The sequence below is a fragment of the Pseudomonas guariconensis genome, from assembly GCF_900102675.1.
Taxonomy (GTDB): Bacteria; Pseudomonadota; Gammaproteobacteria; order Pseudomonadales; family Pseudomonadaceae; genus Aquipseudomonas; species Aquipseudomonas guariconensis.
This window is the reverse complement of sequence record NZ_FMYX01000004.1, coordinates 1-25,226: the sequence shown is the minus strand read 5'-3', so window position 1 is coordinate 25,226 and position 25,226 is coordinate 1. Positions and strand designations below refer to the sequence as shown.

Genomic DNA, 25,226 nt, shown 5'->3' with positions numbered 1-25,226 from the left:
TTTTGTTGCCTGGCAATCTGTCAGGGCTTTGCCGGAGCGGATTGACCCGTGGACCAGGGCAAAGCCCTGGCCCTGGCTCCAGCCCACTGGCGCGATACGCTATCATTCGGGCATTTTTCAGGGGGAACACACGGATGCTCAACGGCCTTTGGCTCGGCTTTTTCCTGGTGGCGGCGGTCAGCGCCCTGGCCCAATGGCTGGTGGGCGGCAACGCCGGCATCTTCGCGGCGATGGTCGAGAGCATCTTCGCCATGGCCAAGCTGTCGGTGGAGGTCATGGTTCTGCTGTTCGGTACCCTCACCCTCTGGCTGGGCTTCCTGAAAATCGCCGAACAGGCCGGTATCGTGGAGTGGCTGGCCAAGGTCCTGGGGCCCTTGTTCGCTCGCCTGATGCCGGAAGTGCCGCCTGGGCACCCTGCCCTAGGCCTGATCACCATGAACTTCGCCGCCAACGGCCTGGGCCTGGACAACGCGGCAACACCCATCGGCCTGAAGGCCATGCGCGCCCTGCAGGAGCTCAACCCCAGCAGCACCACCGCGAGCAATGCGCAGATCCTGTTCCTGGTGCTCAATGCCTCGTCCCTGACCTTGTTGCCGGTGACGATCTTCATGTACCGCGCCCAGCAAGGGGCCATGGACCCGACCTTGGTGTTCCTGCCGATCCTGCTGGCCACCAGTGCTTCGACCCTGGTCGGCCTGCTCTCGGTGGCAGTCATGCAGCGCCTGCGCCTGTGGGACCCGGTGGTGCTCGCCTATCTGGTGCCCGGCGCCTTGTTGCTGGGGGCGTTCATGGCTTTTCTCGGCACCCTCTCGGCAACGGCGCTGGCCAGTCTGTCGTCGATCCTGGGCAACCTGACATTGTTCGGCGTGATCATTCTGTTCCTGGTCATTGGTGCGCTGAGGCGGGTCAAGGTCTACGAGGCCTTCGTCGAGGGCGCCAAGGAAGGTTTCGATGTGGCCAAGGGCTTGCTGCCCTACCTGGTCGCCATGCTGTGCGCGGTCGGTGTGCTGCGTGCGTCCGGCGCCCTCGAGCTGGCGCTGGATGGCATTCGCCACACAGTAGAGTGGATCGGCCTGGACACCCGTTTCGTCGAGGGTCTGCCCACGGCGCTGGTCAAGCCGTTCTCTGGCAGCGCGGCACGCGCCATGCTGATCGAGACCATGCAGACCCACGGCGTCGACAGCTTCCCTGCCCTAGTGGCGGCGACGGTGCAGGGCAGCACCGAGACGACCTTCTATGTGCTGGCGGTGTACTTCGGCGCGGTGGGCATCCAGCGGGTGCGGCACGCCGTGGGGTGCGCCCTGCTCGCCGAGCTGTCCGGGGTGATCGCGGCGATTTTGGTTTGCTACTGGTTCTTCGCCTGAGCCTGGCCGGCCTGGGTGACGGTCCAGTTCACCACTTGCCCTACCAGCTGGTCGCTGGCATTGCCGAACCCCGCCACTACCGCTGACACCTGTTTGTCGGCCAGCGGCTGGCGCACTTCGAAGCGATGGCTGGCAAGGATGCGCTGGCTGCGTCCGTCCACCAGGCGCGCGTCATAGCGCACCACCACCTCCACCGTGTCCTGTGCACGGTACTCGCTCTGGAATGCCTGCAACTCGCCGGCCAGCTCGTAATCGGCCTGCAGGTTGCTGTCATCGGCGCTCAGGCGCTGCACCCGTCCGTCGCGCTGGAAACCGTCGAGCAAGCGGTTGCGTATCAGCAAGGGCGCTGGATCGCTCCAACGTGCGCCCTTGTAGCTGCTGATCACATCGCCCTGGGGGATCACTGCGATACGGGGTGTGGCCAAGACCTCACTGGCCAGGGGCTTGTTCAGACGCAACGACCAGTCCAGCGCGCTGGCGGTTCGGCTGGGTTGGTTCACGGGCAGGCGATAGGTGTCCACCGGCTCGGTCTTGGGCAGGATCGAACAGGCGGTGGCCAGGCTCAAGGTGGCGGCCCAAGCCAGAAGGCGCAGCGTCGGTCTCATGGCTGGAACTCCTTGTTGTTGTCTCGGCCCAGCAGATAGCCGCTCGGGTCGGCCTCCAGACGCCGGGATATGCCCTTGAGCGCGTTGAGGGTTTCGCGCAGTTCTCGGATGGCCGGCGCCAGTTGATTCAGGCCCTGGGCGCCACCGTCGATGGCCTCGCGGTTGTCATTGAGCATCTGGTTGATGGTCTGGGTACTCTCGGCCAGCGACTGCATGGCCTGTTCAGCGCTGTCGATGGCCTGCTTGCCTTCGCTGCCGACCAGGCTGTTGGCGTTGCGCATCAAGGCCTGGGTCTCGGCCAAGGTGGCATTGGCCTGTTTGCCGAGCTGGGCCAATTGATCGATGGCTTGGCTGATACCGCCCTTGTGGCTGGCGAAGGTGCCGGTGGTCTGCTCCAGGTTCGCCAGGGTGTTGCTCAGGCGCTCGATATTGTCTTCGGAGAACATCTGGTTGGCGTTGTGCAGCAGCAGGTTGATGTTGGTCACCAGGTCACTGCTGTCGTTGAGCAGGCGCGAGATGGGCGATGGTGAGGCGACGATCACCGGCAGTTTGCCGTCCTTGCCCTTGAGCTCAGGGCTTTTCGGCGTACCACCGCTGAGCTGGATGAACGAGTTGCCGGTGACGCCAGCCAGCGTCAGCTTGGCCTGGGTGTCTTCCTTGACCGGCGTGTCGGCGCTCAGGCGGATGCGGGCCAGAACCCGGCGCGGATCTTTGGGGTCCAGGCGCAGGGTGCTGACGTCGCCGACCTTGATGCCGTTGTACTGCACCGGGCTGCCCCGGGACAGGCCGGACACCGCTTCGTTGAACACCACTTCGTAGTCTTTGAAGGTGTCATCGACGCTCGACTTGGTCAGCCATAGGCCGAACAGCATGGCGCCGGCCACCACCAGGACGGTGACTAGGCCGATCAAAACATGATGAGCTCGGGTTTCCATTGTTCAGCGCTCCTGCCCGGCGCCAGCGGCGGCCTGTTCTGCCGCCCGCCCGCGCGGGCCGTGAAAGTATTCGTGGATCCAGGGATCGTCGGTCTGCTCGACCTGGGCCAGGGGGCCGGCCACCAGGACCTTTTTCTGTGACAGCACCGCGACCCGGTCGGTGATGGTATAGAGCGTGTCCAGATCGTGAGTGATCAGGAACACCGAAAGGCCCAGGGCATCGCGCAAGGTCAGGATCAATTGATCGAATGCGGCGGCACCGATCGGGTCGAGGCCGGCGGTGGGCTCGTCGAGGAACAGGATGTCCGGATCGAGCGCCAGGGCACGGGCCAGGGCGGCGCGCTTGATCATGCCGCCGGACAGCGAGGACGGATACTTGTCGGCGGCGGAGATCGGCAGGCCGGCCAGGGCCAGCTTGACCCCCGCCAGGTGCTCTGCGTCGGCGCGCGAGAGGCCGGCGTGCTCGATCAAGGGCAAGGCCACGTTCTCGGTGACCGTGAGCGAGGAAAACAGCGCGCCCTTCTGGAACAGCACGCCGAAGCGTCGTTCCACCAGGGAGCGCTGCTCGCTGTTCAGGGTGGCCAGGTCATGGCCGAATACGTTGACCTGCCCTTCGTTGGGCCGGCGCAGCCCGATGATGCTGCGCAGCAACACCGACTTGCCGCTGCCCGAGCCACCGACCACGGCGAGGATTTCGCCGCGGTACAGGTCCAGGTCGAGATTCTCGTGCACGCTCTGGGTGCCGAATCGGTTGCATAGCCCCCGGGCTTCGATCACTGCGTCTGGTACGCCACTCACCAGCCCATCTCCATGAAGAACAGTGCGGCCACCGCATCGAGCACGATCACCACGAAAATCGACTGGACCACGCTGGAGGTGGTGTGCGCCCCCACCGATTCGGCGCTGCCGCTGACCTTGAAGCCTTCCAGGCAGCCAATGGCGGCGATCAGGAAGGCGAAGAACGGTGCTTTGACCAGGCCGACGATGAAATGCTGCACGCCGATGTCGCTCTGCAGCAGCGAAAGGAACATCGCTGGCGAGATATCCAAGGACAGGGCACAGACCACGGCGCCGCCGACGATGCCGCAGATCATCGCGACGAAGGTCAACAGCGGCAGGGAGATCAGCAAGGCGAGCACCCGCGGCACCACCAGCAGTTCGATGGGATTGAGCCCCAGGGTGCGGATGGCATCGATTTCTTCATTGGCTTTCATCGAGCCGATCTGTGCGGTAAAGGCGCTGGCAGTGCGTCCGGCCATGAGAATGGCGGTCAGCAGCACGGCGAACTCCCGCAGGAAGGAAAACGCTACCAGGTCCACGGTGAACACCGTAGCGCCGAAATCCGCCAGTACCGTGGCGCCGAGAAACGCCACCACCGCGCCCACCAGGAAGGTCAGCAGTGCCACGATCGGTGCGGCGTCCAGGCCGGTCTGCTCGATGTGCGCGACCACCGGCGTGACCCGCCAGCGGTGAGGCTGCCAGGCCCTGCGAGCGAGCGTCTCGAGGATCAGGCCGATAAAGCCGAGCAATTGCCGGGTGTCCTCCCAGAGGGTGGCGACGGCGCAGCCGATGCGCTCGAGCAACAGCAGCAAGACGGGGCGCTCGGCTTCCTTGACCGGGATGCAGTAGTCCTGCACCGAGCAGTAGACGTTCTTTAGCAAGGCGCGGCTGGCTTCGGGGAGGTCATGGGTGCAATGCGACAGGCGCTCGGAGCCGAGCAACTCGGCCAGCAGCGAGGCGCCGGCGGTGTCGAGTCGACCCAGCTGGCTCAGGTCGGCGATCGTGTCGTCGCCATACTGTGAGCGCAACCGTTCGCTCTCGCGCTTGAGGCTGGCGTAGTGGGCCAAGGTCCAATCACCGGCGATGCGCAGGCAGGCCGGTTGGCTGCTGGTGTCCAGGGTAGCGCTGGGGGTGGTCATAGGCTCCATGCATCTGACAGGGCGCGAGGCGTCGACTCAGATCATAGCGCACCAGAGCGGCTGGGGCTGCTGGGCTGTCGCTTGCCACCGGCACTGGGGCGCGGGTTCACCCGCGAACATATCGGTGAAGGCAACACGAGACAGTCGCGCCCAAGCATCACTGGGCTGGTGCGTCGTCGAGCACCTTGAAGCGCAGCACGCCAATCACCTGGCCATCCTCGGTCAGTACCCTCACCTGCCACTTGCCCACCGGGTTGGGTGGGAAGTTCTGCTTGTGGGTCCAGGCTCGATAGCCTTCCTTACGCCCGCCGTGGATGTCCAGGGCGATGCGGTCGACTTCTTTGCCGTTCAACTGCCACACATGATAGATGCGCTCGTTCAGGCCGCGCGGGGCGTTGATGGCGGTGTAGGCGTACAGGCCACCGCTACGGATGCGACTGACGGGGACTTCCTCGAGAGAGTCGCCGGGCTGGCGGTTCTGCACTTCAGTACTGACGGCCACTTCAGTCATCCACAGGGTCGCCGGAGGTACCCAGGAGCGCAACAGCCAACCGCCGCCGCCGACCGTCAGCGTCACCAGCACCAACGCCACCGCACGGCGCCAGTTGTTGATCGGGAAACTGCTGGCCAGGCTCGGGAACGACAGCGCCATTGCGGCAATCAATGCCAGCTTGAAGCTTTGCGCGGTCGTCAGGTGCAGGATGATCGGCAACGCGGTCAGCAAGGCGGCGAACAGCGTCAGGGTGTGCAACGCCAGGAACAGCCAGCGTCGGGGCGCCAGCCACTTGTAGTACAGCGGGTCGATGATCGAGATGAGGCCGGCCGCGCCGAGCAAGCCCGTGAACACCAGCTGGCCGCTGTTCCAGGTGGTGGTGATGAAGAAGAACGGTAGGACGAAGAACAGGCTCTCCTGGTGGATCATCTGTGTCGCGTAACGCAGCAATGGCTGTGGGATCTCGCGCTTGAACACCTTAGCGAACAAGCCCGTCAGGGTATTCTCCAGCATCAGCCAGACCCAGCTGACCAGCATGAGCACGGCAACCCAGCTGGCCAGGCTGGCCTGGCGATCGACAAGGATGAAACTGCCGATGCCGGACAAGAAACCGCCCAGCGCGATGACGCCGGGGTAGCGCTTGAGCAGCTCGATCACGCGGATGACGAAATGGGGTATCGGGGGCATGGACGCAACAGACAAGAACGTGAGTGAGGCCAGGCAGGCCCTATCGCGGTAAAAGCTCGCGACAGGATGGAACTGGCAAGATGATGCCGCAGGATACTGCCAAATCAGGGCTTGCGTGTAGCGTCGTCGGGCTCAGCTGCCCGATGGCGTCGCAGACGCAGCAGACCAACGGCCAGGATTACTCCCAGCAGCAAAGCGAGTAGCCCATAGAGTTCGTCGAAGCCCAGCAGCGGCTTTTCGATGCGCAAGTAGCCGGGCTCCTTGAGTAAGGCGCGCAAGGCGGCATCGGCCTGCTTGAGGCTCACCTGGCGCAGCTTGCGCCCCGGGTCACGGAAGCGCCCGTCGTTGTAGTCGTTGAGCGCACCCCAGTAATAGTCCGCCAAGGCGCTGTTGCCCTGGGTGCTCCAGCTTTCCCGGGCGATGGCTGCGTCCTTGATGCGAGCGAAGGTGTCCGGGTCCAGGCCGTTCTTGCGCAGATGATCGAACAACTGCTCCATTACCTTGATCGCCTGGTCGACATCCTGTCGCTCGAGGTCTGCGTTCAAGGCCAGCATGCCGGTATCGCCGAAGCTTTCGCGCCGCACCGATGGTCCGTAGGACAAGCCATGGCGCAGGCGCAACTGGTCGTACAGGGCCCAGTCCAGATAGCGCGAGAGCAGATCGAGGGTGGCGTTCTGGTCGTTGTCGGCCGCAGGTTCGATGAACAGCCAGTGCAGTTTGACGCTGTCCCCCAGCCAGCCGCGGGTCAGGTCGCGGCGTTGTTCGGCCTGTTGAGTGATGGTGTCGAGGTTTCGACGTTCGCCCGGCTCGGTGGCCGGCAGTTCGCCGTAGGTGCGTTCCAGGTAGGCCGGCAGCAGGCGGTCCAGGCCGCCAACCACGATCAGGGTCATGTTGTTTGCGGCATACCAGCGTTCGCGCAAGGTTTTCACCTGCTCGAGGGTCATGTCCTCGAGGTTGGAGCGCTCGGCGCACTTCAGGCCCAGCTCCACGGCCAATTGGTCGCTGCCTGGGTGGCCGATGTCCTGGCGGTCGAGCCAGCGTTGCAGGTGGCCGTAATGGCCGCCGTCCTCGCGTTCGATGATCTTTTTCGCCGTCTCCAAGGACGTGGCGTCGATGCGGGTATCGCGGATCACTGACAGCAGCAGGTCCAGGACCTTGCGTTGGTTGCGCGCGGGCGCTTCGATCACGAAGGTGGTGTCGGCACTGCTGGTGTAGGCATTCCACTCGCCGCCCAGCGATTGCAGGCGCTCTTCCAGGCCCCCTTCGCCGGTGTCGTCGATGCCGCTGAACAGCAGGTGTTCAAGCAGATGCGGCAGTTCCTTCTGGTCGCAGTCGAAGTCATCCAGGCCGACGCCGACCACCAGGCGAATGGCCACGTGATCGCGCTCATAGCCGGACTTGAGGATCACCTGCAGGCCATTGGGCAACAGATAACCCTCCACCCGCGAACGATCGAGGGCAAACGAGGGCAGGCTGCAGATCAGCAGGCAAACGAACATCAGGCAACGCATCGGCGAGCTCGGGTCTCCAGGTGTGTGCGAATTTCAGGACAGGCGGGCCTCGTCCGGCACGCTGTCGAGCAGAAGTCCGCCCGTATCCGCGCCGCCCAGTACGACATAGGCACTGCTGCAGAACAAAGAGTTCAATCGCTTCATGTCGGCGATCAGCTCCAAGTGTAGCGAACTGGTCTCGATACTTTGCACCACTTTACGTTGCAGACGGCTGACATGGGCGTGGGCCAGGCGCCGCTCTTGTGCGCGGAAACGGCGCTTCTCGCGCAGCAGCAAACGCGCACTCTCAGGGTCTGCGCTGAGGAACACCGACAAGCCCAGACGCAGGTTGGCCAACAATTGCTCCTGAAGGCCAGTGAGTTCTTCCAGCCCGACTTGGGAAAACTCTCGGCGCTGCGAGGTCTTTTGCTGTTGGACCTTGCGCAACATGCGCTCGATCAGGTCGCTGGCGAGCTTTAGGTTGATGGCCAGTTCGATGATCTCTGCCCAGCGGCGGTTGTCTTGTTCGCTCAGGTCTTCCCGGGACATTTGTGCCAAGTACAGCTTAATGGCGCTGTACAAGGCTTCGGCATCCTCGCCCAGGGCACGCACTTGCTGAGGCAGTGCGGTCTGGGTGCCGCGCAGCGCGCCGAGCATGGCTTCGAGCAGGTTATCGACGATATCTCCCAGGCGCAGCGTCTCGCGAGCAGCGTTGGCCAGGGCCAGGCTCGGTGTGCCCAAGGCGGTGGCGTCCAGGTGGCGTGCCTTGATCGGTCCATTGCCGTTCTCGCGTTCTGGCAGCAGCCAACTGCATAACCGGCCCATGGGTTTGACTGTGGGCAGCATGACCAGGCAGCGCAACGTGTTGTAGAGCAGGTGGAAGCCGATCACCAGTTCCTGGGGGCTGAAGCTCAGCGAGTCCATCCAGTCCACCAGCGGATGCAGCACGGGAATGATCAGCACCAGGCCGATCAGCTTGTACAGCAGGCTGCCCAGGGCGACCCGGCGGCCGGCGGAGTTCTGCATGCTGGTGGTCAAGAAGGCCAACAGGCCGCTGCCGATGTTGGCGCCCACCACCAGGCCGATCGCCACCGGCAGGCTGATGACTTCGGCGCCCGCGAGGGTGGCGGTGAGCAGTACGGCGGCCAGGCTGGAATAGGACACCAGGGCGAACAGCGCGCCCACCAGGGCATCGAGCATGATGTCGCCGGTCAGCGAGGCGAACAGCACTCGCACACCCTGGGCATGGGTGATTGGCGCGGCGGCCTGCACGATCAATTGCAGGGCCAGGATGATCAGTCCCAGGCCGATACCCACGCGCCCGAGCTGGCCGGCGCGGGTCTGTTTGCGCGAGAGGAAGAAGATCACCCCGAGGAAGATCAGCAGCGGCGACAGCCACGACAGGTCGAAGGTCAGCACCCGCGCCATCAGCGCGGTGCCCACGTCGGCGCCCAGCATGATCGCCAGTGCCGGCGTCATGGCCATCAAGCCCTGCCCCACGAACGAGGTCACCAGCATCGCGGTGGCATTGCTGCTCTGCACCATGGCGGTGACCACGATGCCGGCGATGAAGGCCAATGGGCGCTTGCTCATGTTCTGGCTGAGCACACGACGCAGGTTTGAGCCGTACACGCGCAGGATGCCGGTACGTACGATATGCGTGCCCCACACCAGCAAGGCCACGGCGGACAGCAGGTTGAGCAGGGTCAGCATGTTCTGGGCCCCCTTGTTGCCTTGTGCCCCAGGCTGGGGCCAATAGGTGAAGCTGTGAGCCGGGCCCGGGGGTGGGCTGTTTTTGGGGCTCACTGAAGCTTTAGTTGTTTTGCGGACCTGCCGCCAGCTTCGCATGCTCGCCAGGCATTTGAAACATTTGAGTCATGAAAGGGCTGTCATCAACCCAAGGAAACTTCGCGCCAGAAACGAGAAAGGACCCCGAAGGGCCCTTTCTTTCTTGCGCTTCCTGATCTTATTGACCCGGAATGTCCTTGCGCAGTTTCACCGGCTCATGCTCCTTGCCCTGCTTTCGTGCCAAGGCGGTGCGCATGCGGATGTTGATCGCCTCGACCGCCAGGGAGAACGCCATGGCGAAGTAGACGTAGCCCTTTGGCACATGCACGTCGAAGGATTCGGCAATCAGCACGGTACCGACCACGATCAGGAACGACAGGGCCAGCATCTTCAGCGACGGGTGTTTGTCGATGAACTCGCTGATGGTGCCTGCACAGAGCATCATCACCAGCACGGCAACGATGATCGCGGCGATCATCACCGGTACGTGGGAGACCATGCCCACGGCAGTGATCACCGAGTCCAGCGAGAACACGATATCGATGATGGCGATCTGGATAATGGTGTAGAAGAACTTGCCGCCTGCGCCCTTGGGCTCTTCTGCGTTTTCGTCCTCGCCTTCGAGGCCGTGGTAGATCTCCTGGGAGCTCTTCCAGAGCAGGAACAGGCCACCGAAGAACAGGATCAGGTCACGCCCCGAGATGCCCTGCTCGAAGATGACGAACAGGTCGTCGGTCAGGCGCATCACCCAGGTGATCGACAGCAGCAGCATGATGCGGGTGACCATGGCCAGGGCCAGGCCGAAGATCCGCGTGCGCGGCTGCATGTGCTTGGGCATGCGGCTGACCAGGATCGAGATCATGATGATGTTGTCGATACCGAGAACGATCTCAAGCGCCGTAAGAGTAAAAAAGGCAACCCAGATTTCCGGGCTGGTCAGCCATTCCATGTGTTTTCCTTTGAGCGATAAGGGCGACGCACCCAAGCGGGTGCGTCGCGGTTGAATAGTGCGCGTTTCTTACAGACTGCTGAACAGCGGGAAAATCCCCATGAGCAGCGCGGCGAGCATTATGCACAGGCACACGAGCACTGCCCACTTGAGCGTGAAGCGCTGGTGATCGCCGAATTCGATACCCGCCAGGGCCACCAGCAGGTAGGTAGAGGGTACCAAGGGGCTCAGCAGGTGTACCGGCTGTCCGACGATCGACGCGCGGGCCATTTCCACCGGAGTGATGCCATAGTGGCTGGCCGCTTCGGAGAGTACCGGGAGAACCCCGTAATAGAAGGCGTCGTTGGACATGAAGAAGGTGAACGGCATGCTGACGATCGCCGTGATCACCGCCAGGTACGGCCCGAGTGCATCGGGAATCACCGCCAGCAGACTCTTGGACATGGCCTCGACCATGCCGGTGCCGGAGAGGATGCCGGTGAAGATACCGGCGGCGAAAATCAGCCCGGTCACGGCCAGCACGCTGCCGGCGTGGGCAGCGATGCGGTCTTTTTGCTGTTGCAGGCATGGGTAGTTGACGATCATCGCGATGCTGAAGGCGATCATGAACAGCACCGGCAGCGGCAAGGCGCCGGCGATCAGGGCGACCATCAGCGCAGCGGTCAGGGCGCCGTTGAACCAGATCAGCTTCGGTCGACGGGCTTCCGGAAACTGCGAAACGGTGATTTCGCTGTGGTCGATGTCGTCGGTGGGCAGGTGCAGTTCGCCCAGGCGAGCCCGTTCGCGCTTGCCGTAGAGGTAAGCGATGGCCAGGATCGCCACCACGCCGAACGCCATGGCCGGGATCATCGGCACGAAAATGTCGGACGGGTCGACATGCAGGGCGCTGGCGGCACGCGCGGTGGGGCCGCCCCACGGGGTCATGTTCATCACGCCGCCAGCGAGGATGATCAGGCCGGCCATGATCCGCGGGCTCATCCCCAGGCGGCTGTAGAGCGGCAGCATGGCGGCGCAGCAGATCATGTAGGTGGTGGCGCCGTCGCCGTCGAGCGAGACCACTAGAGCCAGCGCCGCGGTGCCGACCGACACTTTGAGCGGGTCACCTTTGACCAGTTTGAGGATCTTGCGCACGGCCGGGTCGAACAGGCCGGAGTCGATCATCAGGGCGAAGTAGAGAATGGCGAACATCAGCATGACGCCGGTGGGCGCGAGCTTGCTGATGCCTTCGAGCATCATGGGGCCGATGTGGCTGTAGAAGCCGCCGAACAGGGCGAACAGGATCGGTACCAGGATCAGGGCGATCAAGGCCGACAGGCGCTTGGTCATGATCAGGTACATGAACGAAATGACCATGGCGAAGCCGAGGAAGGTCAGCATGGCGGTACTCCAGGCGGTGCGCTGCGAAAGGAAAGTCGATTCGGGCGGGTCAGCGCGTCAGGCGCTGCGTGGGGAGTAGCCGGAGAGGTATAGCGAACAGGCGGGCACAGGAAAACATCGGGTATCACCATTGTTGTTGTTGATTGGGCCGGGCGCGGAAACTTCCGGGTGCCCTGGCTGACCGGTCTGCTGCCGGTGGTGGGGCTATCCTATTGGCGGAAGCTTTCAGCCAGCTTTCGGCTGAAACCAGGCGACAGGAGGTAGTGCCGATGACCGATGTAATGGAAGGTGGCTGCCATTGCGGCGCCCTGCGCTATCGGTTGCAAGGCGATCTTACAGATGTCGCCCATTGCCACTGCTCGATCTGCCGGCGGGTCAGCGGAGGTCTGGTGGTGACCTGGCTGACCTTGCCTCGTGACGATTTCAGATGGTTGACGGGCACGCCGGGCTGTTATGTCGCTCCGGCCAGTTGCAGCCGTTACTTTTGCACCAACTGCGGGGCTCATGTGGCGTTGCTGACGCTACACAGCCCCGCAAGCATCGACGTGACGGTGGCGACCCTGGACCACCCGGAGCGCGTACGTGCCAATCGGCACATCTGGACCAGCAGCCGGTTGCCTTGGTTGCATCTGGATGAGGATTTGCCTGGAGAGGCGCAGGAGAGCCTTTGAAGGCCGGAAACAGCCCCACCAACCTGAGCGGTATCAGGGAAGCTGCAAACCGCCGGCGGCTTTGTGCAATTCCCGCAGATGCACGCCGATCTGCTTCACATTGGCCTCTACCGCCGCGATCTCCTGGGCCCGTGAAGGCTCGAGCAATGCCCTAACTTCTTTGTCCAGGTCGGTGCTCAGGCGCAGCAATTGGGCCTGGCGCTCGCTGCTGATCTTCTCGAGCTGCTTGCGTTCTTCTGGCTGGGGCAAGCCGTAGCCCTTGTTTTCCAGCAACTCCGCCGGGCGGCTGAGGAAGCCGCTGTTTGCGAGCATTTTCTGCAAGGTGTCGTTGGCCTTGGAGATACTGCCGTCCTTGAGGGCGGTGGCGTTCAGGTAGCGCTGTTTGACCTCGTCCTGGGCCAGCAGCAGTTGGCGGCGAAGGCTGGCCTGTTCGAGCAGCAGCAACGCGGCGCTGGTGCGCAGGTCTGCCTGCTGGAACCAGGTACTGCGGTCCTTGGCATCCAGGGCCAGCCAGTCTTCGACTTTGTTCTGCTTGATCGGCAGCTGCTTCTTCAGCACATCGAACATGGCCTGGTAGCGCTCGCGGTAGGAGTCGAAGCGATAGCCCATACGCAGGGCCTCACGTGGGTCATCCAGGACACTGGTATCGGCCAGCCCTCGCCCTTTGAGTACTTCCAGAAGGCCGTTGGGCATGATGCTGTCCAGATCGTTCAGCCGTGGATTGCCAGTGCCACTGCGCAGCAGTTTCAGGGACTCGACCGCACAATTGTTGGACAGGAAGTAATAGTTGCCGTCATAGCTCCAGTGAATCTCCGCAGCCTGGCGCACCAGGCTTTCAACCTCTTGACGGCTGAGCTTGAGCGGGATCGACGCCAGGCTGCGCAGTTCGGTCTTGGTGTACTCGTCGATCACCTGGCTCAGTGGCAGCACGAACAATCGCGAAGGGTAGGCACCGGTCAGGCCGTCCCAGCTGGACAACTGCACGTCATTGACGAACGCCCGGTACGACAGCACCAAGTGTTGGTCCAGATCCAGCCGGCAGTCTGGGCCACGAGGCCTGCCTGGGGCGCAGATTACCAGGCGCAACATGCTGTGGCCCCAACGGCTCACCCAGTTCTGGTTGGCTTCGGCCAGTAGGTAATCGACTTCATAGACCCGCTGCGGGTCGATTTCGCCCAGAGGCTGGCGGGCGAAATCGGTCCCGGCATTGAGAAATGGCAGACCGCTGACGCAAGTGTTCTGCTGTGGGGCCCAGCCGAAGTGGTCGCGCAGGTACTGATTCAGGGCGGGGCGGCGGCAGGCGTAGCTCGGGTCGAGGAGGAAGTACTCCATGTTGACCGCAACGAACTCCTTGGGGCTGCTCAATTCATAGCTGTCAGGGCTGCGGGCCAGCTGGCCATTGTGTTGCTCGCGATCGCCGCGACGGCCGACATATTGCGGCCATCCGGCCAAATCGAGCAGGCGCGGGTCGTCGCTCAGGGTAAAGCGCCTTTCAGCCTGGCCTCGGCACTGCTCAGGCAGGCCGATCTTGCCCAAGGTGTCCTGCTGGCGCTTGCAGCGGGTGATCAGCTGGCGTTCGGCTTCAGGCCACAGGCGGGCGCGGTCGTAAATGTGTGTCAGCTCGTGAAGCACGGTCGCCAGCAGCTCCTGCCGGACCGTGCCGTGAGGACGGTCGGTCTTCTTTTTGGCCGCGCTGCCATCGGTGAGGCTGGGCAGCAGGCGACGGTTGAGCTCAAGCGTCGCGACCGGCGAGGCCTGTCCATAGGCGTCGGTAGGCATACGCTCGCTCCAGCTGACCTGGATGCGTCGATCCAGCTGTTGCTTGAAGCGGGGGGGAAGCTTGCCCATGGCCTCGTCGAGCAGGGCTTGGGAGGCCTGCTGCTGCTGTGGGTCGAGGCCACTGACCTGCAGCTCGAGCTGCAGGCCAGCCAGGGCGGGCGTGCCGAGCAGCGTCAGGACGCAGCCCAGCAGCCAGGCACGCACGTGGTTCACAGAGCGAGGATGGCTTCGGCCAGAACCTGGTCGCTGGCATCGCGTGCTTCTGGGACGCGCTGGCGAAGGGTGTCGAAGGCGGCCTCCAGTTGAGCGCCGCGGATCTCGCCATTGCTGGCGACGAAACTGGCGGCGTCATCGTGGGCTTGTTGCACCACTTTGGAGTCGCGGATGGACGTCGTGGTGTCAGAGGTGAAATCGATCGAACGGCCAAAGGCACGGACGATGATATTGCTGGTGGCCACCAGGGTTTGTGCCTGGGCCAGGTCGGCCAGCAGCAGCATGCCGAGGGCAGCGGCGATCAGCGGTTTACGCATGGAGCATCTCCGGAAGATACAAGGAGTCAGACATGTTTATTGGACGAGAATTGCCTCGGCCAGTTCACGGTCACCGACACAATGGTACGCATGGGCATAACGCAGCGAATCGAGTGCCGCCTGCAGGCGTGCTCCGCGGATCTGGCCGTCGGTGGCCACGAAGGCTGCGGCGTCGTCGCGGGCCTGGATGACCAGCTTGCGGTCGAACGGCGCGGAGGTCACCTTGCTGGTGACGTAACTGCTGGCGACCAGGCTCTGGGTGGTGACATCCATGGCATGGGCGCTTCCCACGCCAATAAGGGCGAACAGTAACGGCAACGAATAACGCATGGAGTTCTGAAGGCGACGGAGGTGAACGGCGAAGGCTACCCCGGATACGTCGGCCAAGGCCAGTGTGTCCGGTTTGAATGGGGCCGATGTGCAGCCCTCTCGCGGGTAAAGCCCCTTACACTGGCACTTGGCAGCTTCTTGGGGCTTACCCGCGCTCGGTAAGCAGTGTCAGAGCGCGAGGATGGCCTGGGCCAGTTGCGCGTCGCTTGCCTGCAGGCTTGGCAGCTGCTGGCGGATATGGATGAACGCGCTTTCAAGCTTGGCGCCGCGGATTGCGCCTTCGCTGCCGACGAAGGTCGCGGCATCGTCGCGGGCAGCCTGGACGATCTTGCTGTCACGGAACGACGAAGAGAGATCGGAGGTAGCGTCGGTGGAGGCGGCTACGCCGCGCACGACCGTGTCGGTGGTGACGACGAAGCTGGTGGCGTTGGCGGTGCCGGCCAGGGCCAGCAACAGGGCGGCGCCGATGAGGTGTTTACGGGACATGGTCGTGGACTCCTGCGTAAGGGTCTGGGTGGTTCTGGTTATCTGCCGCACGTTTGATCGCTCGCGATGCTTTCAACCAAGCGGCTGAACGAAGCGTATCACGCGGCGGCGGTGCAGAGGTTAACTGGACGGGCTTTGTGCGCAACTGTACTGGTCAATTCTCTGCTAATCAAAACTGTGCTGGTTTGCGCTGTGGTACGCGCACTAGAGCCCTGCAAACAAAAAGCCCGTCGCGGTTTCCCACGACGGGCTTTTGAAATTCTAGGGCGCCGGCCGAGGCCAGCGAGCCCGGGCTTAGCGCCAGAACGGCTTGCTCAGCTCTTCGTAACGCTGGGACTCGGTGATACCGGCGTCAGCCAGCAGACGACCGTCCAGGCGAGCCAGCTGACGACGGCTGCTGATACGACGCTGCCACAGCAGCAAGGTCGACAGGGCGCGCAGAGGCAGCGAAGCGTTGGAGGCTTGAGCGTTGTTTTCGAAAACCAGATCGGAACTGAGGGTACGTTCCATGATGTGTCATCCTTCCGCTTATGGCGGCATTAGGTAGTGATTTAACTGCTGCCAATGATCCTCCTTCGTCGTCCAGAACAGTAGATACAGTTCACCAGTATTGCGATCACTCAGTTAACTGTCTAAGCCGACTGTTGCACCTGAAATTGGCGAAACTGTACCGGTGCGCACTTGTTTGGTGCAAAAACAGCGCGCTCCGATTTCGTGTCAACACGAAATCGACGTTTTTACCAGTACAGTAGTACAGTTTTTGTGAGTTAAAGGCGGGCAAGCCAACAGACTGTGTAGGTCCGAATGCAATCGCGGGAGCAGCCCACCCCCACAGAGGTGAGGATGGGGCTGCTCCCGCGACAGGTCCAGGCAGGCTGTGCTGGATCAGCTGGCGAGCATGCGACCGCTTTCTTCTAGGTTTTCGTGCCAGCTCAACGCCTCGCGCAGAATGTGCGGGGTGTGGCCGCCACGTTGGCAGGCGCGGTCGAAGTAGTCGTTCAGCGCGGCGCGGTAGTCCGGGTGCACGCAGTTATCGATGATCGCCCGTGCGCGCTCGCGCGGGGCCAGGCCGCGCAGGTCAGCCAGGCCTTGCTCGGTGACGAGAATGTCCACGTCATGCTCGGTGTGGTCCACATGGCTGACCATCGGCACTACGCTGGAGATCGCGCCGCCTTTGGCGATCGACTTGGTGACGAATACGGCCAGATGGGCGTTGCGGGCGAAATCGCCGGAGCCGCCAATGCCATTCATCATCTTGGTGCCGCAGACGTGGGTGGAGTTTACGTTGCCATAGATGTCGAATTCCAACGCGGTGTTGATACCGATGATGCCCAGGCGACGCACCACTTCGGGGTGGTTGGAAATTTCCTGTGGACGCAGGACGAGCTTGTCCTTGTAGCGCTCCAGGTTGCCGAACACATCGGCGTTGCGGCGGGTCGACAGGGTGATCGAGCTGCCCGAGGCAAAGCGCAGCTTGCCGGCGTCGATCAGATCGAAGGTCGAGTCCTGCAGCACTTCGGAGTACATGGTCAGGTCTTCGAACGGCGACTCGATCAGACCGCACATGACCGCGTTGGCGATGCTGCCGATGCCGGCCTGCAGTGGGCCGAGCTTGTTGGTCATGCGGCCGGCATCCACTTCACGCTTGAAGAAGTCGATCAGGTGGTCGGCGATGGCCTGGGTTTCGTCGTCCGGCGGCAGCACGGTGGACGGCGAGTCGGGTTGGTCGCTGATCACGATGCCAACGATTTTGGCCGGGTCGATCGGGATTGCGGTGCTGCCGATGCGGTCATCGACTTTAACCAGCGGAATAGGGGTGCGAGTCGGGCGGTAGGTCGGGATATAGATGTCGTGCAAGCCTTCGAGGTTGGCGTTGTGCGACAGGTTGATCTCGACGATCACCTGCTTGGCGAAGATCGCGAAGCTGGCCGAGTTACCTACGGACGTGGTTGGAACGATGTGGCCTTGCTCGGTGATCGCCACGGCCTCGATGACCGCGATGTCCGGCAGCTTGAGCTGCTGGTTGCGCAGCTGCTCAACGGTTTCCGACAAGTGCTGGTCGATGAACATCACCTGGCCGTCGTTGATGGCCTTGCGCAGGGTGCTGTCCACTTGGAACGGCATGCGGCGGGCGAGCACGCCGGCCTCGGTCAGCTGCTTGTCCAGGTCGTTGCCCAGGCTGGCGCCAGTCATCAGGCTGATCTTCAGGGGCGACTGCTTGGCACGTTCGGCCAGGGCATGCGGCACGGCCTTGGCTTCGCCGGCGCGGGTGAAGCCGCTCATGCCGACGGTCATGCCGTCCTGGATCAGGCCAGCGGCATCAGCCGCACTCATTACCTTGCTGTGCAGGGAGGACAAGCGGATACGATCACGGTACATGGATTGTTATCTCGGGCTACTGAAGCTACTGGAGCGCAGTCTAGAGATTTCGCCCGTTGCCGTCCCGCGACCATGGTCGTAGGCGAAGGCTGGATTTAGAGCCGTTGATCTGGATCATGCAAACGAAAAACCCCCGGGCATGACACCCAGGGGTTTTAGGGGATTGCCTGCGCTTCTATATATAAGTGCAGGTGAGTCTGGCGATCATTCCACGGCCTTGACCATGTCCTCGATCACCTTCTTGGCATCCCCGAACACCATCATGGTCTTGTCCAGGTAGAACAGCTCGTTGTCCAGGCCTGCGTAGCCGCTGGCCATGGAGCGCTTGTTGACGATGATGGTCTTGGCCTTGAACGCCTCGAGGATCGGCATGCCGGCGATCGGCGACTTGGGGTCGTTCTTCGCTGCCGGGTTGACCACGTCGTTGGCGCCCAGCACCAGCACCACATCGGCCTGGCCGAACTCGGCGTTGATGTCTTCCATCTCGAAGACCTGGTCGTACGGCACCTCGGCTTCGGCCAGCAGCACGTTCATGTGCCCAGGCATGCGCCCCGCCACTGGGTGGATCGCGTACTTAACGGTCACGCCGTTATGGGTCAGCTTCTCGGTCAGTTCCTTGAGCGCGTGCTGGGCGCGGGCCACTGCCAGGCCGTAGCCAGGCACGATGATCACGCTGTCGGCGTTGCTCAGCAGGAAGGTCGCGTCGTCGGCCGATCCGGACTTCACCGGACGCTGCTCCTGGGAGCCTGCGCTGGCGCCGGCATCGGCATCGGCGCCGAAGCCGCCGAGGATGACGTTGAAGAACGAACGGTTCATCGCCTTGCACATGATGTACGAGAGGATCGCACCGCTGGAGCCGACCAGGGAGCCGGCAATGATCAGCATCGAGTTGTTCAACGAGAAGCCGATACCGGCCGCTGCCCAGCCCGAATAGCTGTTGAGCATGGACACCACCACCGGCATGTCGGCACCACCGATCGGAATAATGATCAGCACGCCCATGATGAACGCCAAGGCGAGCATCAGGGTGAAGGCACTGTAATGGCCAGTGAAGGTGAACAGCAGGCCCAAGGCAATGGTGGCCAGGCCCAGGATCAAGTTCAGCTTGTGCTGCCCGGTGAACTGTACCGGTGCGCCTTGGAACAGGCGGAATTTGTACTTGCCTGACAGCTTGCCGAAGGCGATGACTGAGCCGGAGAAGGTGATCGCACCGATGGCCGCACCGAGGAACAGCTCCAGGCGGTTACCGGTGGGGATCGGGTCGCTGATGCTGGCGACGATGCCCAGCGACTGCGGCTCGAGCACCGCGGCTATGGCGATGAACACCGCTGCCAGACCGATCATGCTGTGCATGAAGGCCACCAGCTCCGGCATCTTGGTCATCTCGACGCGCTTGGCCATGATCGAACCGGCGCTGCCGCCGATCAACAAGCCGACGATCACGTAGCCGATGCCGGCAGTCGCCAGCTCTGCACCCAGCTTGTAGATAAGGCCGACCGTGGTGAGGATCGCGATCCCCATGCCGATCATGCCGAACAGGTTACCCCGGCGCGAAGTGGTCGGGTGCGACAGGCCCTTGAGCGCCTGGATGAAGCAGACGGAGGCGACCAGGTAGAGAAGCGTTACCAGATTCATGCTCATGCTTACTTCTGCCCCTCGTTCTTGGTTTTCTTCTTGAACATCTCCAGCATGCGACGGGTGACCAGGAAGCCACCGAACACATTGACCGCCGCCAGGGCCACGGCCAGGGTCCCCATGACCTTGCCTGCCGGGGTCACGGTCAGCGCGGCGGCCAGCATGGCGCCCACGATGACGATCGCGGAGATGGCGTTGGTGACGGCCATCAGCGGGGTGTGCAGCGCTGGGGTGACGTTCCAGACCACGTGGTATCCCACATAGATGGCCAGCACGAAGATGATCAGGTTGTAGATGCCATGGGAAATCAGCATGTCTTCCATTGTCGTGCTCCTTAACCGTTCTTGCGCACGACCTGGCCGTCGCGGCACATCAGGCACGCGGCGACGATGTCGTCTTCGAGGTTGATCACCAGCGCGCCGTCCTTGTCGAACAGCAGCTTCATGAAGTCCAGCAGATTGCGTGCGTAGAGCGCCGAGGCATCGGCAGCGACCTGGGCTGGCAGGTTGGTCGGGCCGACGATGGTAACGCCCTCTGCCATTACCACCTGATCCGCTACGGTCAGCGGGCAGTTACCGCCTTGGGCGGCGGCCAGGTCGATGACCACGGCACCGGGCTTCATCTGCGCGACGGTTTCGGCGCTGAGCAGTGTCGGTGCCTTGCGCCCGGGAATCAGCGCGGTGGTGATGACGATATCGGCCTGCTTGGCGCGTTCGTGCACGGCCTGGGCCTGGCGTTGCATCCAGCTGGCTGGCATGGGACGGGCGTAGCCACCGACACCTTCGGCGCATTCGCGCTCCTCATCGGTCTCGTAGGGCACATCGATGAACTTGGCGCCCAAGGACTCAATCTGCTCCTTCACGGCCGGGCGTACGTCCGACGCCTCGATCACCGCACCGAGACGCTTGGCTGTGGCAATGGCCTGAAGGCCCGCGACGCCGGCGCCAAGAATCAGCACTCGAGCCGCCTTTACCGTACCGGCAGCAGTCATCAGCATCGGCATGAAGCGCGGATAGTAATGGGCCGCCAGCAACACGGCTTTGTACCCGGCAATGTTGGCCTGGGATGACAACACGTCGAGGCTCTGGGCACGGGAAGTGCGTGGCGCAGCCTCGAGGGCGAAGGCGGTGATACCGCGTTCGGCCATCTTGGCGATCATGTCGTTGTTGAACGGGTTGAGCATGCCCACCAGCAGCGTGCCGCTGTTGATCTGCGCAAGCTCTTGATCACTGGGTGCGACTACCTTGAGCACCAATTGCGCGCCGAAGGCATCGGCGGCATTGCCCAGGGAAGCGCCTGCGGCCTCATAGGCACTGTCCGGAATGCTGGCATTGAGCCCTGCCCCCCGTTGGACGGTGACCTGATGACCCTGGCCAACCAGCTTCTTGATGGTTTCCGGGGTGGCGGCGACCCGCGTTTCGCCCGTCTGCGTCTCGAGAGGAACACCAATGTGCACGACTTATTCTCCTGCGGTGACCTTTTGTCTTTGTTGAAGCCAGCGCACTTCGGGTGGTGCGTCTGGTGCGGCCGTTCAGCATGAACCCGCCGGTTCCGGGGCGGGTCGAGCATTTTGCAGACGAACCGAAGGGGCTTCAACCGGTTCTGAAGCGATACGAAGCCAAAACTACAAGTCACCCTGTGACCGTATGTCGCAACAAGCCGAAAGCGGCCCGTCAAACACAGGGTATTCGGAGATTAAGGTAAAAACTGCAATTTTTTGTAGGCGTTTCGCGGATGCGTTCGTGGATGTCGCAAATAAGCTCTGAAAGCCGCGTGGTTGCACGGTTTGAAGGCATTTTTAATGCAACCTGAACAGTTTTCTAATTGGCGACAAATCCTTATATCTGTAGGTGTTTAAAATAATTAACTACAGGGTCAGGTTTTCGTGGCGTCACGATGGGTCGCGGTGTAGTGGTCGGCCTGTTGCACCAGCCAATCGCGGAAAGCGCGCAGCGATGCCGATTCCACCTTGCGGTCTGGAATCATCAGGTAATAGGCCTTGGCACTGGCCAGAGCGTGGCGGTTCGCGATGACCAGCCTGCCCTCCTCCAGCTCACGCTGGATCAGGAACGGCGGAATCAGGGCGATGCCCATCTCGTGCATGGCGGCTTGGGCGAGCATTGAGAATAGCTCATAGCGCGGGCCTGTCATGTCGCGCTCAACATTCATGTCCAGATGCCCAAACCATTGTCGCCAGGCGTAGGGTCGGGTGGTCTGTTGCAGCAGTGGTAACTCGGCGATGCGTCGCGGCTCCAGGCTGCCCTGCCCCTCCAGTAGCGCCGGGCTGCACACCGGCACGGGGTTTTCGCCCATCAGTCGATGGGATTGGGTGCCGGACCAGTCCCCGTCGCCGAAATAAATGGCCGCATCGAAGGCGGTGTCGGCGAACAGGAACGGTCGCGTGCGATTGGTGAGGTTCACCGTGACGTCCGGGTGACGCTCCTGAAAGTCCTTCAGGCGCGGCAGCAGCCATTGCGTGCCGAAAGTCGGCACCACGGCCAGTTCGATCACGTTCGCACCCTGCTGACGCATTACCGACAAGGTATCGCGCTCGACCGCATCGAGCTGCGCTGCGACCTGGCGACTGTAAGACAAGCCTGCCTCGGTCAACTTCACCCCGCGGCGAGAGCGGCGGAACAGTTCCACATTCAGAAAAGCCTCCAAGCCACCGATTTGCCGACAAACGGCACCCTGGGTGAGGGCCAATTCCTGAGCGGCCTTGGTGAAGCTCTCGTGGCGTGCCGCCGCCTCGAAGCAGACCAATGCCGTGGTGCTGGGAATCTTGCGGCGCATGTACGTCAACCTCACTTGTCAGCCGTTGAATCTAGGATTTTTCAGTTTTTCGAAGTGAGAAAATAGCACTAAACGGTGCGCAATCCTCGTTTGTCCAGACGGCTGATCGGGCCTAGGATCAAGGCACAAGAAACTCAGCTTCCAATTTCGAGGTATTCGCTCATGGCCGGTAAAGCAAGCTTCAACTGGATCGACCCGCTGCTGCTGGACCAGCAGCTCACTGAAGAAGAGCGCATGGTCCGTGACAGCGCGTATCAGTTCGCCCAGGACAAGCTGGCGCCCCGTGTGCTGGAGGCCTTCCGCCACGAGCAGACCGATCCTGCGATCTTCCGCGAGATGGGCGAAGTCGGCCTGCTCGGCGCCACTATCCCGGTCGAATACGGCGGCAGCGGCTTGAACTACGTGTGCTATGGCCTGATTGCCCGTGAGGTGGAGCGCATCGACTCTGGCTATCGCTCGATGATGAGTGTTCAGTCGTCGCTGGTGATGGTGCCGATCAACGAGTTCGGCAGTGAGGCACAGAAACAAAAGTACCTGCCCAAGCTCGCCGCCGGTGAGTGGATCGGCTGCTTCGGCCTGACCGAGCCGAACCACGGCTCCGATCCGGGTTCGATGATCACCCGCGCGCGCAAGGTCGATGGCGGCTACCGTCTCACCGGCAGCAAGATGTGGATCACCAACAGCCCGATCGCCGATGTCTTCGTGGTATGGGCCAAGGACGATGCCGGCGACATCCGCGGCTTCATTCTTGAAAAGGGCTGGGAAGGCCTGAGCGCGCCGGCAATTCACGGCAAAGTCGGCCTGCGGGCCTCGATCACCGGCGAGATCGTCATGGACAACGTGTTCGTGCCGGAAGAGAACATGTTCCCTGAAGTGCGCGGTCTGAAAGGCCCGTTCACCTGTCTGAATTCCGCCCGCTATGGCATCTCCTGGGGCGCCCTGGGGGCAGCCGAGGCCTGCTGGCACACCGCTCGCCAATACACGCTGGACCGCAAGCAGTTTGGCCGTCCGTTGGCTGCCAACCAGCTGATCCAGAAGAAGCTGGCCGACATGCAGACCGAGATCACCCTGGCGCTGCAGGGCTGCCTGCGCTTGGGGCGGATGAAGGACGAGGGTACCGCAGCGGTGGAGATCACCTCCATCATGAAGCGCAACTCGTGCGGCAAGGCATTGGACATCGCCCGTATGGCGCGTGACATGCTCGGTGGCAACGGTATTTCCGACGAGTTCGGTGTGGCCCGCCATCTGGTCAACCTCGAGGTGGTCAACACCTATGAAGGTACCCATGATGTGCACGCGCTGATCCTGGGTCGTGCCCAGACTGGAATCCAGGCGTTCTATTGATAAAGGAGCTGGCCATGGGTGCGCTATCACATCTGCGGGTGCTGGATCTTTCGCGCGTGCTGGCGGGCCCTTGGTCCGGTCAGATCCTTGCCGACCTTGGGGCTGATGTGATCAAGGTCGAGCGCCCAGGCACAGGGGACGATACCCGTTCCTGGGGGCCGCCCTTCCTAAAGGACGCCCAGGGTGAGAACACCAGCGAAGCGGCCTATTACCTGTCGGCCAACCGAAACAAGCGGTCGGTTACCATTGACTTCACCCAGCCTGAAGGCCAACGCCTGGTGCGTGAGCTGGCGGCGAAGTCCGACATCGTCATCGAGAACTTCAAGGTGGGCGGCTTGGCGGCCTATGGGCTGGACTATGCGAGCCTGAAGGCGGTCAATCCCAAGCTCATCTATTGCTCGATCACCGGTTTCGGTCAGACTGGTCCTTATGCCAAGCGCGCCGGATATGACTTCATGATCCAAGGGTTGGGCGGGCTGATGAGCCTGACCGGCCGCCCGGAAGGTGAAGAAGGCGCGGGACCGATCAAGGTGGGGGTCGCCTTGACCGACATCCTGACGGGGTTGTATTCGACAGTGGCGATCCTGGCTGCCCTCGCCTATCGCGATCAGACCGGCGTCGGTCAGCACGTGGACATGGCGTTGCTGGATGTTCAAGTGGCCTGCTTGGCCAACCAGGCGATGAACTACCTGACTACGGGCACCCCGCCACGGCGGTTGGGCAATGCACATCCTAATATCGTGCCTTACCAGGATTTCCCGACGGCGGATGGCAACTTCATTCTCACCGTTGGCAACGATGGGCAGTTCCGTAAGTTTGCCGAAGTGGCTGGCCAGCCACAGTGGGCAGACGACCCGAGGTTTGCCACCAACAAACAGCGTGTGGCCCATCGTGCCGAGCTGATTCCGTTGATTCGCCAGGCCACGGTGTTCAAGACCACGGCTGAATGGGTCAGTGAGTTGGAAAAGGCAGGCGTGCCTTGCGGACCGATCAACGACCTGGCGCAGATGTTCCAGGATCCCCAGGTGCTGGCGCGTGGTTTGGCGCTCGATATTGCTCACCCGCTAGCGGGTAGCGTACCGCAGGTGGCCAGTCCCATTCGGTTGTCCGAGACGCCGGTCGAGTATCGTCAGGCGCCGCCATTGCTCGGTGAGCATACTAACGCTGTGTTGGAGGAGGTGTTGGGTATGGATATCGAAGCGGTGCTGCGTTTGAGAAGCGCCGGAGTGATATGAAGTTCTCCCTACCTTCTCTATATAGAGAAGCGGGGAGGCCGTCAGGCCTCCCCGCTTTGCTTTTCAGCCGGATTAAGGGTTTTTGAAAATAAGTGTTGACGGGGTTTCGAATCCCCTTATAATGCGCCCCACTTCCGACGTAGTCGAAACGCAAAACTCCTTGATAATCAACGAGTTGAACGCTTCAGGTAATATCGGAAGGGCTTCGGTCTTCTGATCGGCAGCGGTGAAAAAAGGCAGTTGACAGCAGGTTTTAACGCTGTATGATTCGCCTCCCGCTACGAGAGATCGCAGCGAGTTAAGCGGTTGAAGTTGAACGGGTTTCTCGGAAAAAACTTCAAAATAAACGCTTGACAGACTTAGAGGAAAGCGTAGAATGCGCGGCCTCGGTTGAGCAAAGCGCTTAACCAAATCGCTCTTTAACAATCGAATCAAGC

Annotated in this window: 23 protein-coding genes and 1 pseudogene; 4 read left to right on the top strand and 20 right to left on the bottom strand. The window is 62.2% G+C overall.

Annotated elements, in window-relative coordinates; all coding sequences use genetic code 11:
• Nucleotides 1-134: 134 nt before the first annotated feature.
• Nucleotides 135-1,364 carry a nucleoside recognition domain-containing protein gene (locus BLS27_RS07960; protein ID WP_043207747.1) on the top strand — a complete coding sequence of 410 codons (1,230 nt, stop codon included), beginning with the start codon at nucleotides 135-137 and terminating at the stop codon, nucleotides 1,362-1,364.
• Here the strand turns inward: BLS27_RS07960 and BLS27_RS07955 are convergent.
• From BLS27_RS07955 to BLS27_RS07915, 9 genes are all read right to left on the bottom strand, one after another.
• Nucleotides 1,346-1,969 carry an ABC-type transport auxiliary lipoprotein family protein gene (locus BLS27_RS07955; RefSeq protein ID WP_043207750.1) on the bottom strand — a complete coding sequence of 208 codons (624 nt, stop codon included), beginning with the start codon at nucleotides 1,967-1,969 and terminating at the stop codon, nucleotides 1,346-1,348. The two genes, BLS27_RS07960 and BLS27_RS07955, sit on opposite strands and share 19 nt — an antisense overlap.
• Nucleotides 1,966-2,904: an MlaD family protein gene (locus BLS27_RS07950; protein ID WP_043207751.1), complete on the bottom strand. Its 939-nt coding sequence runs from the start codon at nucleotides 2,902-2,904 to the stop codon at nucleotides 1,966-1,968. The genes BLS27_RS07955 and BLS27_RS07950 overlap by 4 nt, the downstream gene beginning before the upstream one ends.
• A gap of 3 nt (nucleotides 2,905-2,907) precedes the next feature.
• Nucleotides 2,908-3,702 (bottom strand): ABC transporter ATP-binding protein, encoded by a 795-nt coding sequence (locus BLS27_RS07945; protein WP_090344070.1) that lies wholly within the window; start codon nucleotides 3,700-3,702, stop codon nucleotides 2,908-2,910.
• Nucleotides 3,699-4,832, bottom strand: coding sequence for an ABC transporter permease (locus tag BLS27_RS07940; RefSeq protein WP_043207755.1), 1,134 nt, complete (start codon nucleotides 4,830-4,832; stop codon nucleotides 3,699-3,701). The genes BLS27_RS07945 and BLS27_RS07940 overlap by 4 nt, the downstream gene beginning before the upstream one ends.
• 148 nt (nucleotides 4,833-4,980) lie before the next feature.
• Nucleotides 4,981-6,003 (bottom strand): DUF5924 family protein, encoded by a 1,023-nt coding sequence (locus BLS27_RS07935; protein WP_043207757.1) that lies wholly within the window; start codon nucleotides 6,001-6,003, stop codon nucleotides 4,981-4,983.
• A 104-nt stretch (nucleotides 6,004-6,107) separates the two neighbouring features.
• Complete coding sequence (locus tag BLS27_RS07930) at nucleotides 6,108-7,514, bottom strand: M16 family metallopeptidase (RefSeq protein ID WP_090344068.1); 1,407 nt, start codon at nucleotides 7,512-7,514, stop codon at nucleotides 6,108-6,110.
• A gap of 33 nt (nucleotides 7,515-7,547) precedes the next feature.
• The gene (locus tag BLS27_RS07925) at nucleotides 7,548-9,206 is read right to left on the bottom strand and encodes a Na/Pi cotransporter family protein (RefSeq protein ID WP_043207760.1); all 1,659 of its coding nucleotides are present in this window, start codon (nucleotides 9,204-9,206) and stop codon (nucleotides 7,548-7,550) included.
• Between the two features lie 253 nt (nucleotides 9,207-9,459).
• Nucleotides 9,460-10,230 carry a TerC family protein gene (locus BLS27_RS07920; RefSeq protein WP_043207762.1) on the bottom strand — a complete coding sequence of 257 codons (771 nt, stop codon included), beginning with the start codon at nucleotides 10,228-10,230 and terminating at the stop codon, nucleotides 9,460-9,462.
• Between the two features lie 69 nt (nucleotides 10,231-10,299).
• The gene (locus BLS27_RS07915; protein WP_043207764.1) at nucleotides 10,300-11,607 is read right to left on the bottom strand and encodes a CitMHS family transporter; all 1,308 of its coding nucleotides are present in this window, start codon (nucleotides 11,605-11,607) and stop codon (nucleotides 10,300-10,302) included.
• 269 nt (nucleotides 11,608-11,876) lie between these two features.
• Here BLS27_RS07915 and BLS27_RS07910 point away from each other — a divergent pair, with 269 nt between their 5' ends.
• The gene (locus BLS27_RS07910; RefSeq protein WP_043207766.1) at nucleotides 11,877-12,278 is read left to right on the top strand and encodes a GFA family protein; all 402 of its coding nucleotides are present in this window, start codon (nucleotides 11,877-11,879) and stop codon (nucleotides 12,276-12,278) included.
• A 33-nt stretch (nucleotides 12,279-12,311) separates the two neighbouring features.
• On the opposite strand, the gene BLS27_RS07905 is transcribed toward BLS27_RS07910, so the two are convergent.
• The 10 genes from BLS27_RS07905 to BLS27_RS07860 all read right to left on the bottom strand — a co-directional run bounded on the left by BLS27_RS07905 (nucleotide 12,312) and on the right by BLS27_RS07860 (nucleotide 22,210).
• Nucleotides 12,312-14,270, bottom strand: coding sequence for a DUF7844 domain-containing protein (locus BLS27_RS07905; RefSeq protein ID WP_090344066.1), 1,959 nt, complete (start codon nucleotides 14,268-14,270; stop codon nucleotides 12,312-12,314).
• Complete coding sequence (locus BLS27_RS07900) at nucleotides 14,267-14,587, bottom strand: DUF2388 domain-containing protein (RefSeq protein WP_043207767.1); 321 nt, start codon at nucleotides 14,585-14,587, stop codon at nucleotides 14,267-14,269. Before BLS27_RS07900 ends, BLS27_RS07905 begins: the two co-directional genes overlap by 4 nt.
• A 36-nt stretch (nucleotides 14,588-14,623) precedes the next feature.
• Nucleotides 14,624-14,917: a DUF2388 domain-containing protein gene (locus tag BLS27_RS07895; RefSeq protein WP_090344064.1), complete on the bottom strand. Its 294-nt coding sequence runs from the start codon at nucleotides 14,915-14,917 to the stop codon at nucleotides 14,624-14,626.
• Nucleotides 14,918-15,085: 168 nt separating this feature from the next.
• Entirely contained in the window at nucleotides 15,086-15,403 is a 318-nt protein-coding gene (locus BLS27_RS07890) for a DUF2388 domain-containing protein (RefSeq protein ID WP_043207771.1), read from the bottom strand.
• Nucleotides 15,404-15,697: 294 nt separating this feature from the next.
• The gene (locus tag BLS27_RS07885; protein WP_043207772.1) at nucleotides 15,698-15,913 is read right to left on the bottom strand and encodes a DUF1127 domain-containing protein; all 216 of its coding nucleotides are present in this window, start codon (nucleotides 15,911-15,913) and stop codon (nucleotides 15,698-15,700) included.
• Between the two features lie 375 nt (nucleotides 15,914-16,288).
• A complete protein-coding gene (locus tag BLS27_RS07880; protein ID WP_043207773.1) occupies nucleotides 16,289-17,782 on the bottom strand; it encodes an acetyl-CoA hydrolase/transferase family protein in 1,494 nt (497 codons plus the stop codon).
• Between the two features lie 204 nt (nucleotides 17,783-17,986).
• On the bottom strand, nucleotides 17,987-19,423 hold the full coding sequence (locus BLS27_RS07875) for an NAD(P)(+) transhydrogenase (Re/Si-specific) subunit beta (RefSeq protein WP_043207776.1): 1,437 nt from the start codon (nucleotides 19,421-19,423) through the stop codon (nucleotides 17,987-17,989).
• 2 nt (nucleotides 19,424-19,425) lie between these two features.
• Entirely contained in the window at nucleotides 19,426-19,740 is a 315-nt protein-coding gene (locus BLS27_RS07870) for an NAD(P) transhydrogenase subunit alpha part 2 (protein ID WP_023631272.1), read from the bottom strand.
• Nucleotides 19,741-19,751: 11 nt separating this feature from the next.
• A complete protein-coding gene (locus BLS27_RS07865; RefSeq protein ID WP_043207780.1) occupies nucleotides 19,752-20,873 on the bottom strand; it encodes a Re/Si-specific NAD(P)(+) transhydrogenase subunit alpha in 1,122 nt (373 codons plus the stop codon).
• A 419-nt stretch (nucleotides 20,874-21,292) separates the two neighbouring features.
• The gene (locus BLS27_RS07860; protein ID WP_043207782.1) at nucleotides 21,293-22,210 is read right to left on the bottom strand and encodes a LysR family transcriptional regulator; all 918 of its coding nucleotides are present in this window, start codon (nucleotides 22,208-22,210) and stop codon (nucleotides 21,293-21,295) included.
• A gap of 162 nt (nucleotides 22,211-22,372) precedes the next feature.
• On the opposite strand from BLS27_RS07860, the gene BLS27_RS07855 reads away from it, so the two are divergent.
• Together BLS27_RS07855 and BLS27_RS07850 are read left to right on the top strand one after the other, a co-directional pair.
• The gene (locus tag BLS27_RS07855; RefSeq protein ID WP_043207786.1) at nucleotides 22,373-23,554 is read left to right on the top strand and encodes an acyl-CoA dehydrogenase; all 1,182 of its coding nucleotides are present in this window, start codon (nucleotides 22,373-22,375) and stop codon (nucleotides 23,552-23,554) included.
• A gap of 14 nt (nucleotides 23,555-23,568) precedes the next feature.
• The gene (locus tag BLS27_RS07850; protein WP_090344062.1) at nucleotides 23,569-24,789 is read left to right on the top strand and encodes a CaiB/BaiF CoA transferase family protein; all 1,221 of its coding nucleotides are present in this window, start codon (nucleotides 23,569-23,571) and stop codon (nucleotides 24,787-24,789) included.
• A gap of 72 nt (nucleotides 24,790-24,861) precedes the next feature.
• Here the strand turns inward: BLS27_RS07850 and BLS27_RS23895 are convergent.
• Nucleotides 24,862-25,226: pseudogene (locus BLS27_RS23895) on the bottom strand (hypothetical protein); the annotation flags it as partial.

What these genes read in the sequence shown, in the direction of transcription:
- BLS27_RS07960 (WP_043207747.1), top strand. Translation starts at nt 135, where the DNA reads ATGCTCAACGGCCTTTGGCTCGGCTTTTTCCTGGTGGCGGCGGTCAGC.
- BLS27_RS07955 (WP_043207750.1), bottom strand. Translation starts at nt 1,969, where the DNA reads ATGAGACCGACGCTGCGCCTTCTGGCTTGGGCCGCCACCTTGAGCCTG.
- BLS27_RS07950 (WP_043207751.1), bottom strand. Translation starts at nt 2,904, where the DNA reads ATGGAAACCCGAGCTCATCATGTTTTGATCGGCCTAGTCACCGTCCTG.
- BLS27_RS07940 (WP_043207755.1), bottom strand. Translation starts at nt 4,832, where the DNA reads ATGGAGCCTATGACCACCCCCAGCGCTACCCTGGACACCAGCAGCCAA.
- BLS27_RS07935 (WP_043207757.1), bottom strand. Translation starts at nt 6,003, where the DNA reads ATGCCCCCGATACCCCATTTCGTCATCCGCGTGATCGAGCTGCTCAAG.
- BLS27_RS07930 (WP_090344068.1), bottom strand. Translation starts at nt 7,514, where the DNA reads ATGCGTTGCCTGATGTTCGTTTGCCTGCTGATCTGCAGCCTGCCCTCG.
- BLS27_RS07925 (WP_043207760.1), bottom strand. Translation starts at nt 9,206, where the DNA reads ATGCTGACCCTGCTCAACCTGCTGTCCGCCGTGGCCTTGCTGGTGTGG.
- BLS27_RS07920 (WP_043207762.1), bottom strand. Translation starts at nt 10,230, where the DNA reads ATGGAATGGCTGACCAGCCCGGAAATCTGGGTTGCCTTTTTTACTCTT.
- BLS27_RS07915 (WP_043207764.1), bottom strand. Translation starts at nt 11,607, where the DNA reads ATGCTGACCTTCCTCGGCTTCGCCATGGTCATTTCGTTCATGTACCTG.
- BLS27_RS07910 (WP_043207766.1), top strand. Translation starts at nt 11,877, where the DNA reads ATGACCGATGTAATGGAAGGTGGCTGCCATTGCGGCGCCCTGCGCTAT.
- BLS27_RS07900 (WP_043207767.1), bottom strand. Translation starts at nt 14,587, where the DNA reads ATGCGTAAACCGCTGATCGCCGCTGCCCTCGGCATGCTGCTGCTGGCC.
- BLS27_RS07895 (WP_090344064.1), bottom strand. Translation starts at nt 14,917, where the DNA reads ATGCGTTATTCGTTGCCGTTACTGTTCGCCCTTATTGGCGTGGGAAGC.
- BLS27_RS07890 (WP_043207771.1), bottom strand. Translation starts at nt 15,403, where the DNA reads ATGTCCCGTAAACACCTCATCGGCGCCGCCCTGTTGCTGGCCCTGGCC.
- BLS27_RS07885 (WP_043207772.1), bottom strand. Translation starts at nt 15,913, where the DNA reads ATGGAACGTACCCTCAGTTCCGATCTGGTTTTCGAAAACAACGCTCAA.
- BLS27_RS07880 (WP_043207773.1), bottom strand. Translation starts at nt 17,782, where the DNA reads ATGTACCGTGATCGTATCCGCTTGTCCTCCCTGCACAGCAAGGTAATG.
- BLS27_RS07875 (WP_043207776.1), bottom strand. Translation starts at nt 19,423, where the DNA reads ATGAGCATGAATCTGGTAACGCTTCTCTACCTGGTCGCCTCCGTCTGC.
- BLS27_RS07870 (WP_023631272.1), bottom strand. Translation starts at nt 19,740, where the DNA reads ATGGAAGACATGCTGATTTCCCATGGCATCTACAACCTGATCATCTTC.
- BLS27_RS07860 (WP_043207782.1), bottom strand. Translation starts at nt 22,210, where the DNA reads ATGCGCCGCAAGATTCCCAGCACCACGGCATTGGTCTGCTTCGAGGCG.
- BLS27_RS07855 (WP_043207786.1), top strand. Translation starts at nt 22,373, where the DNA reads ATGGCCGGTAAAGCAAGCTTCAACTGGATCGACCCGCTGCTGCTGGAC.
- BLS27_RS07850 (WP_090344062.1), top strand. Translation starts at nt 23,569, where the DNA reads ATGGGTGCGCTATCACATCTGCGGGTGCTGGATCTTTCGCGCGTGCTG.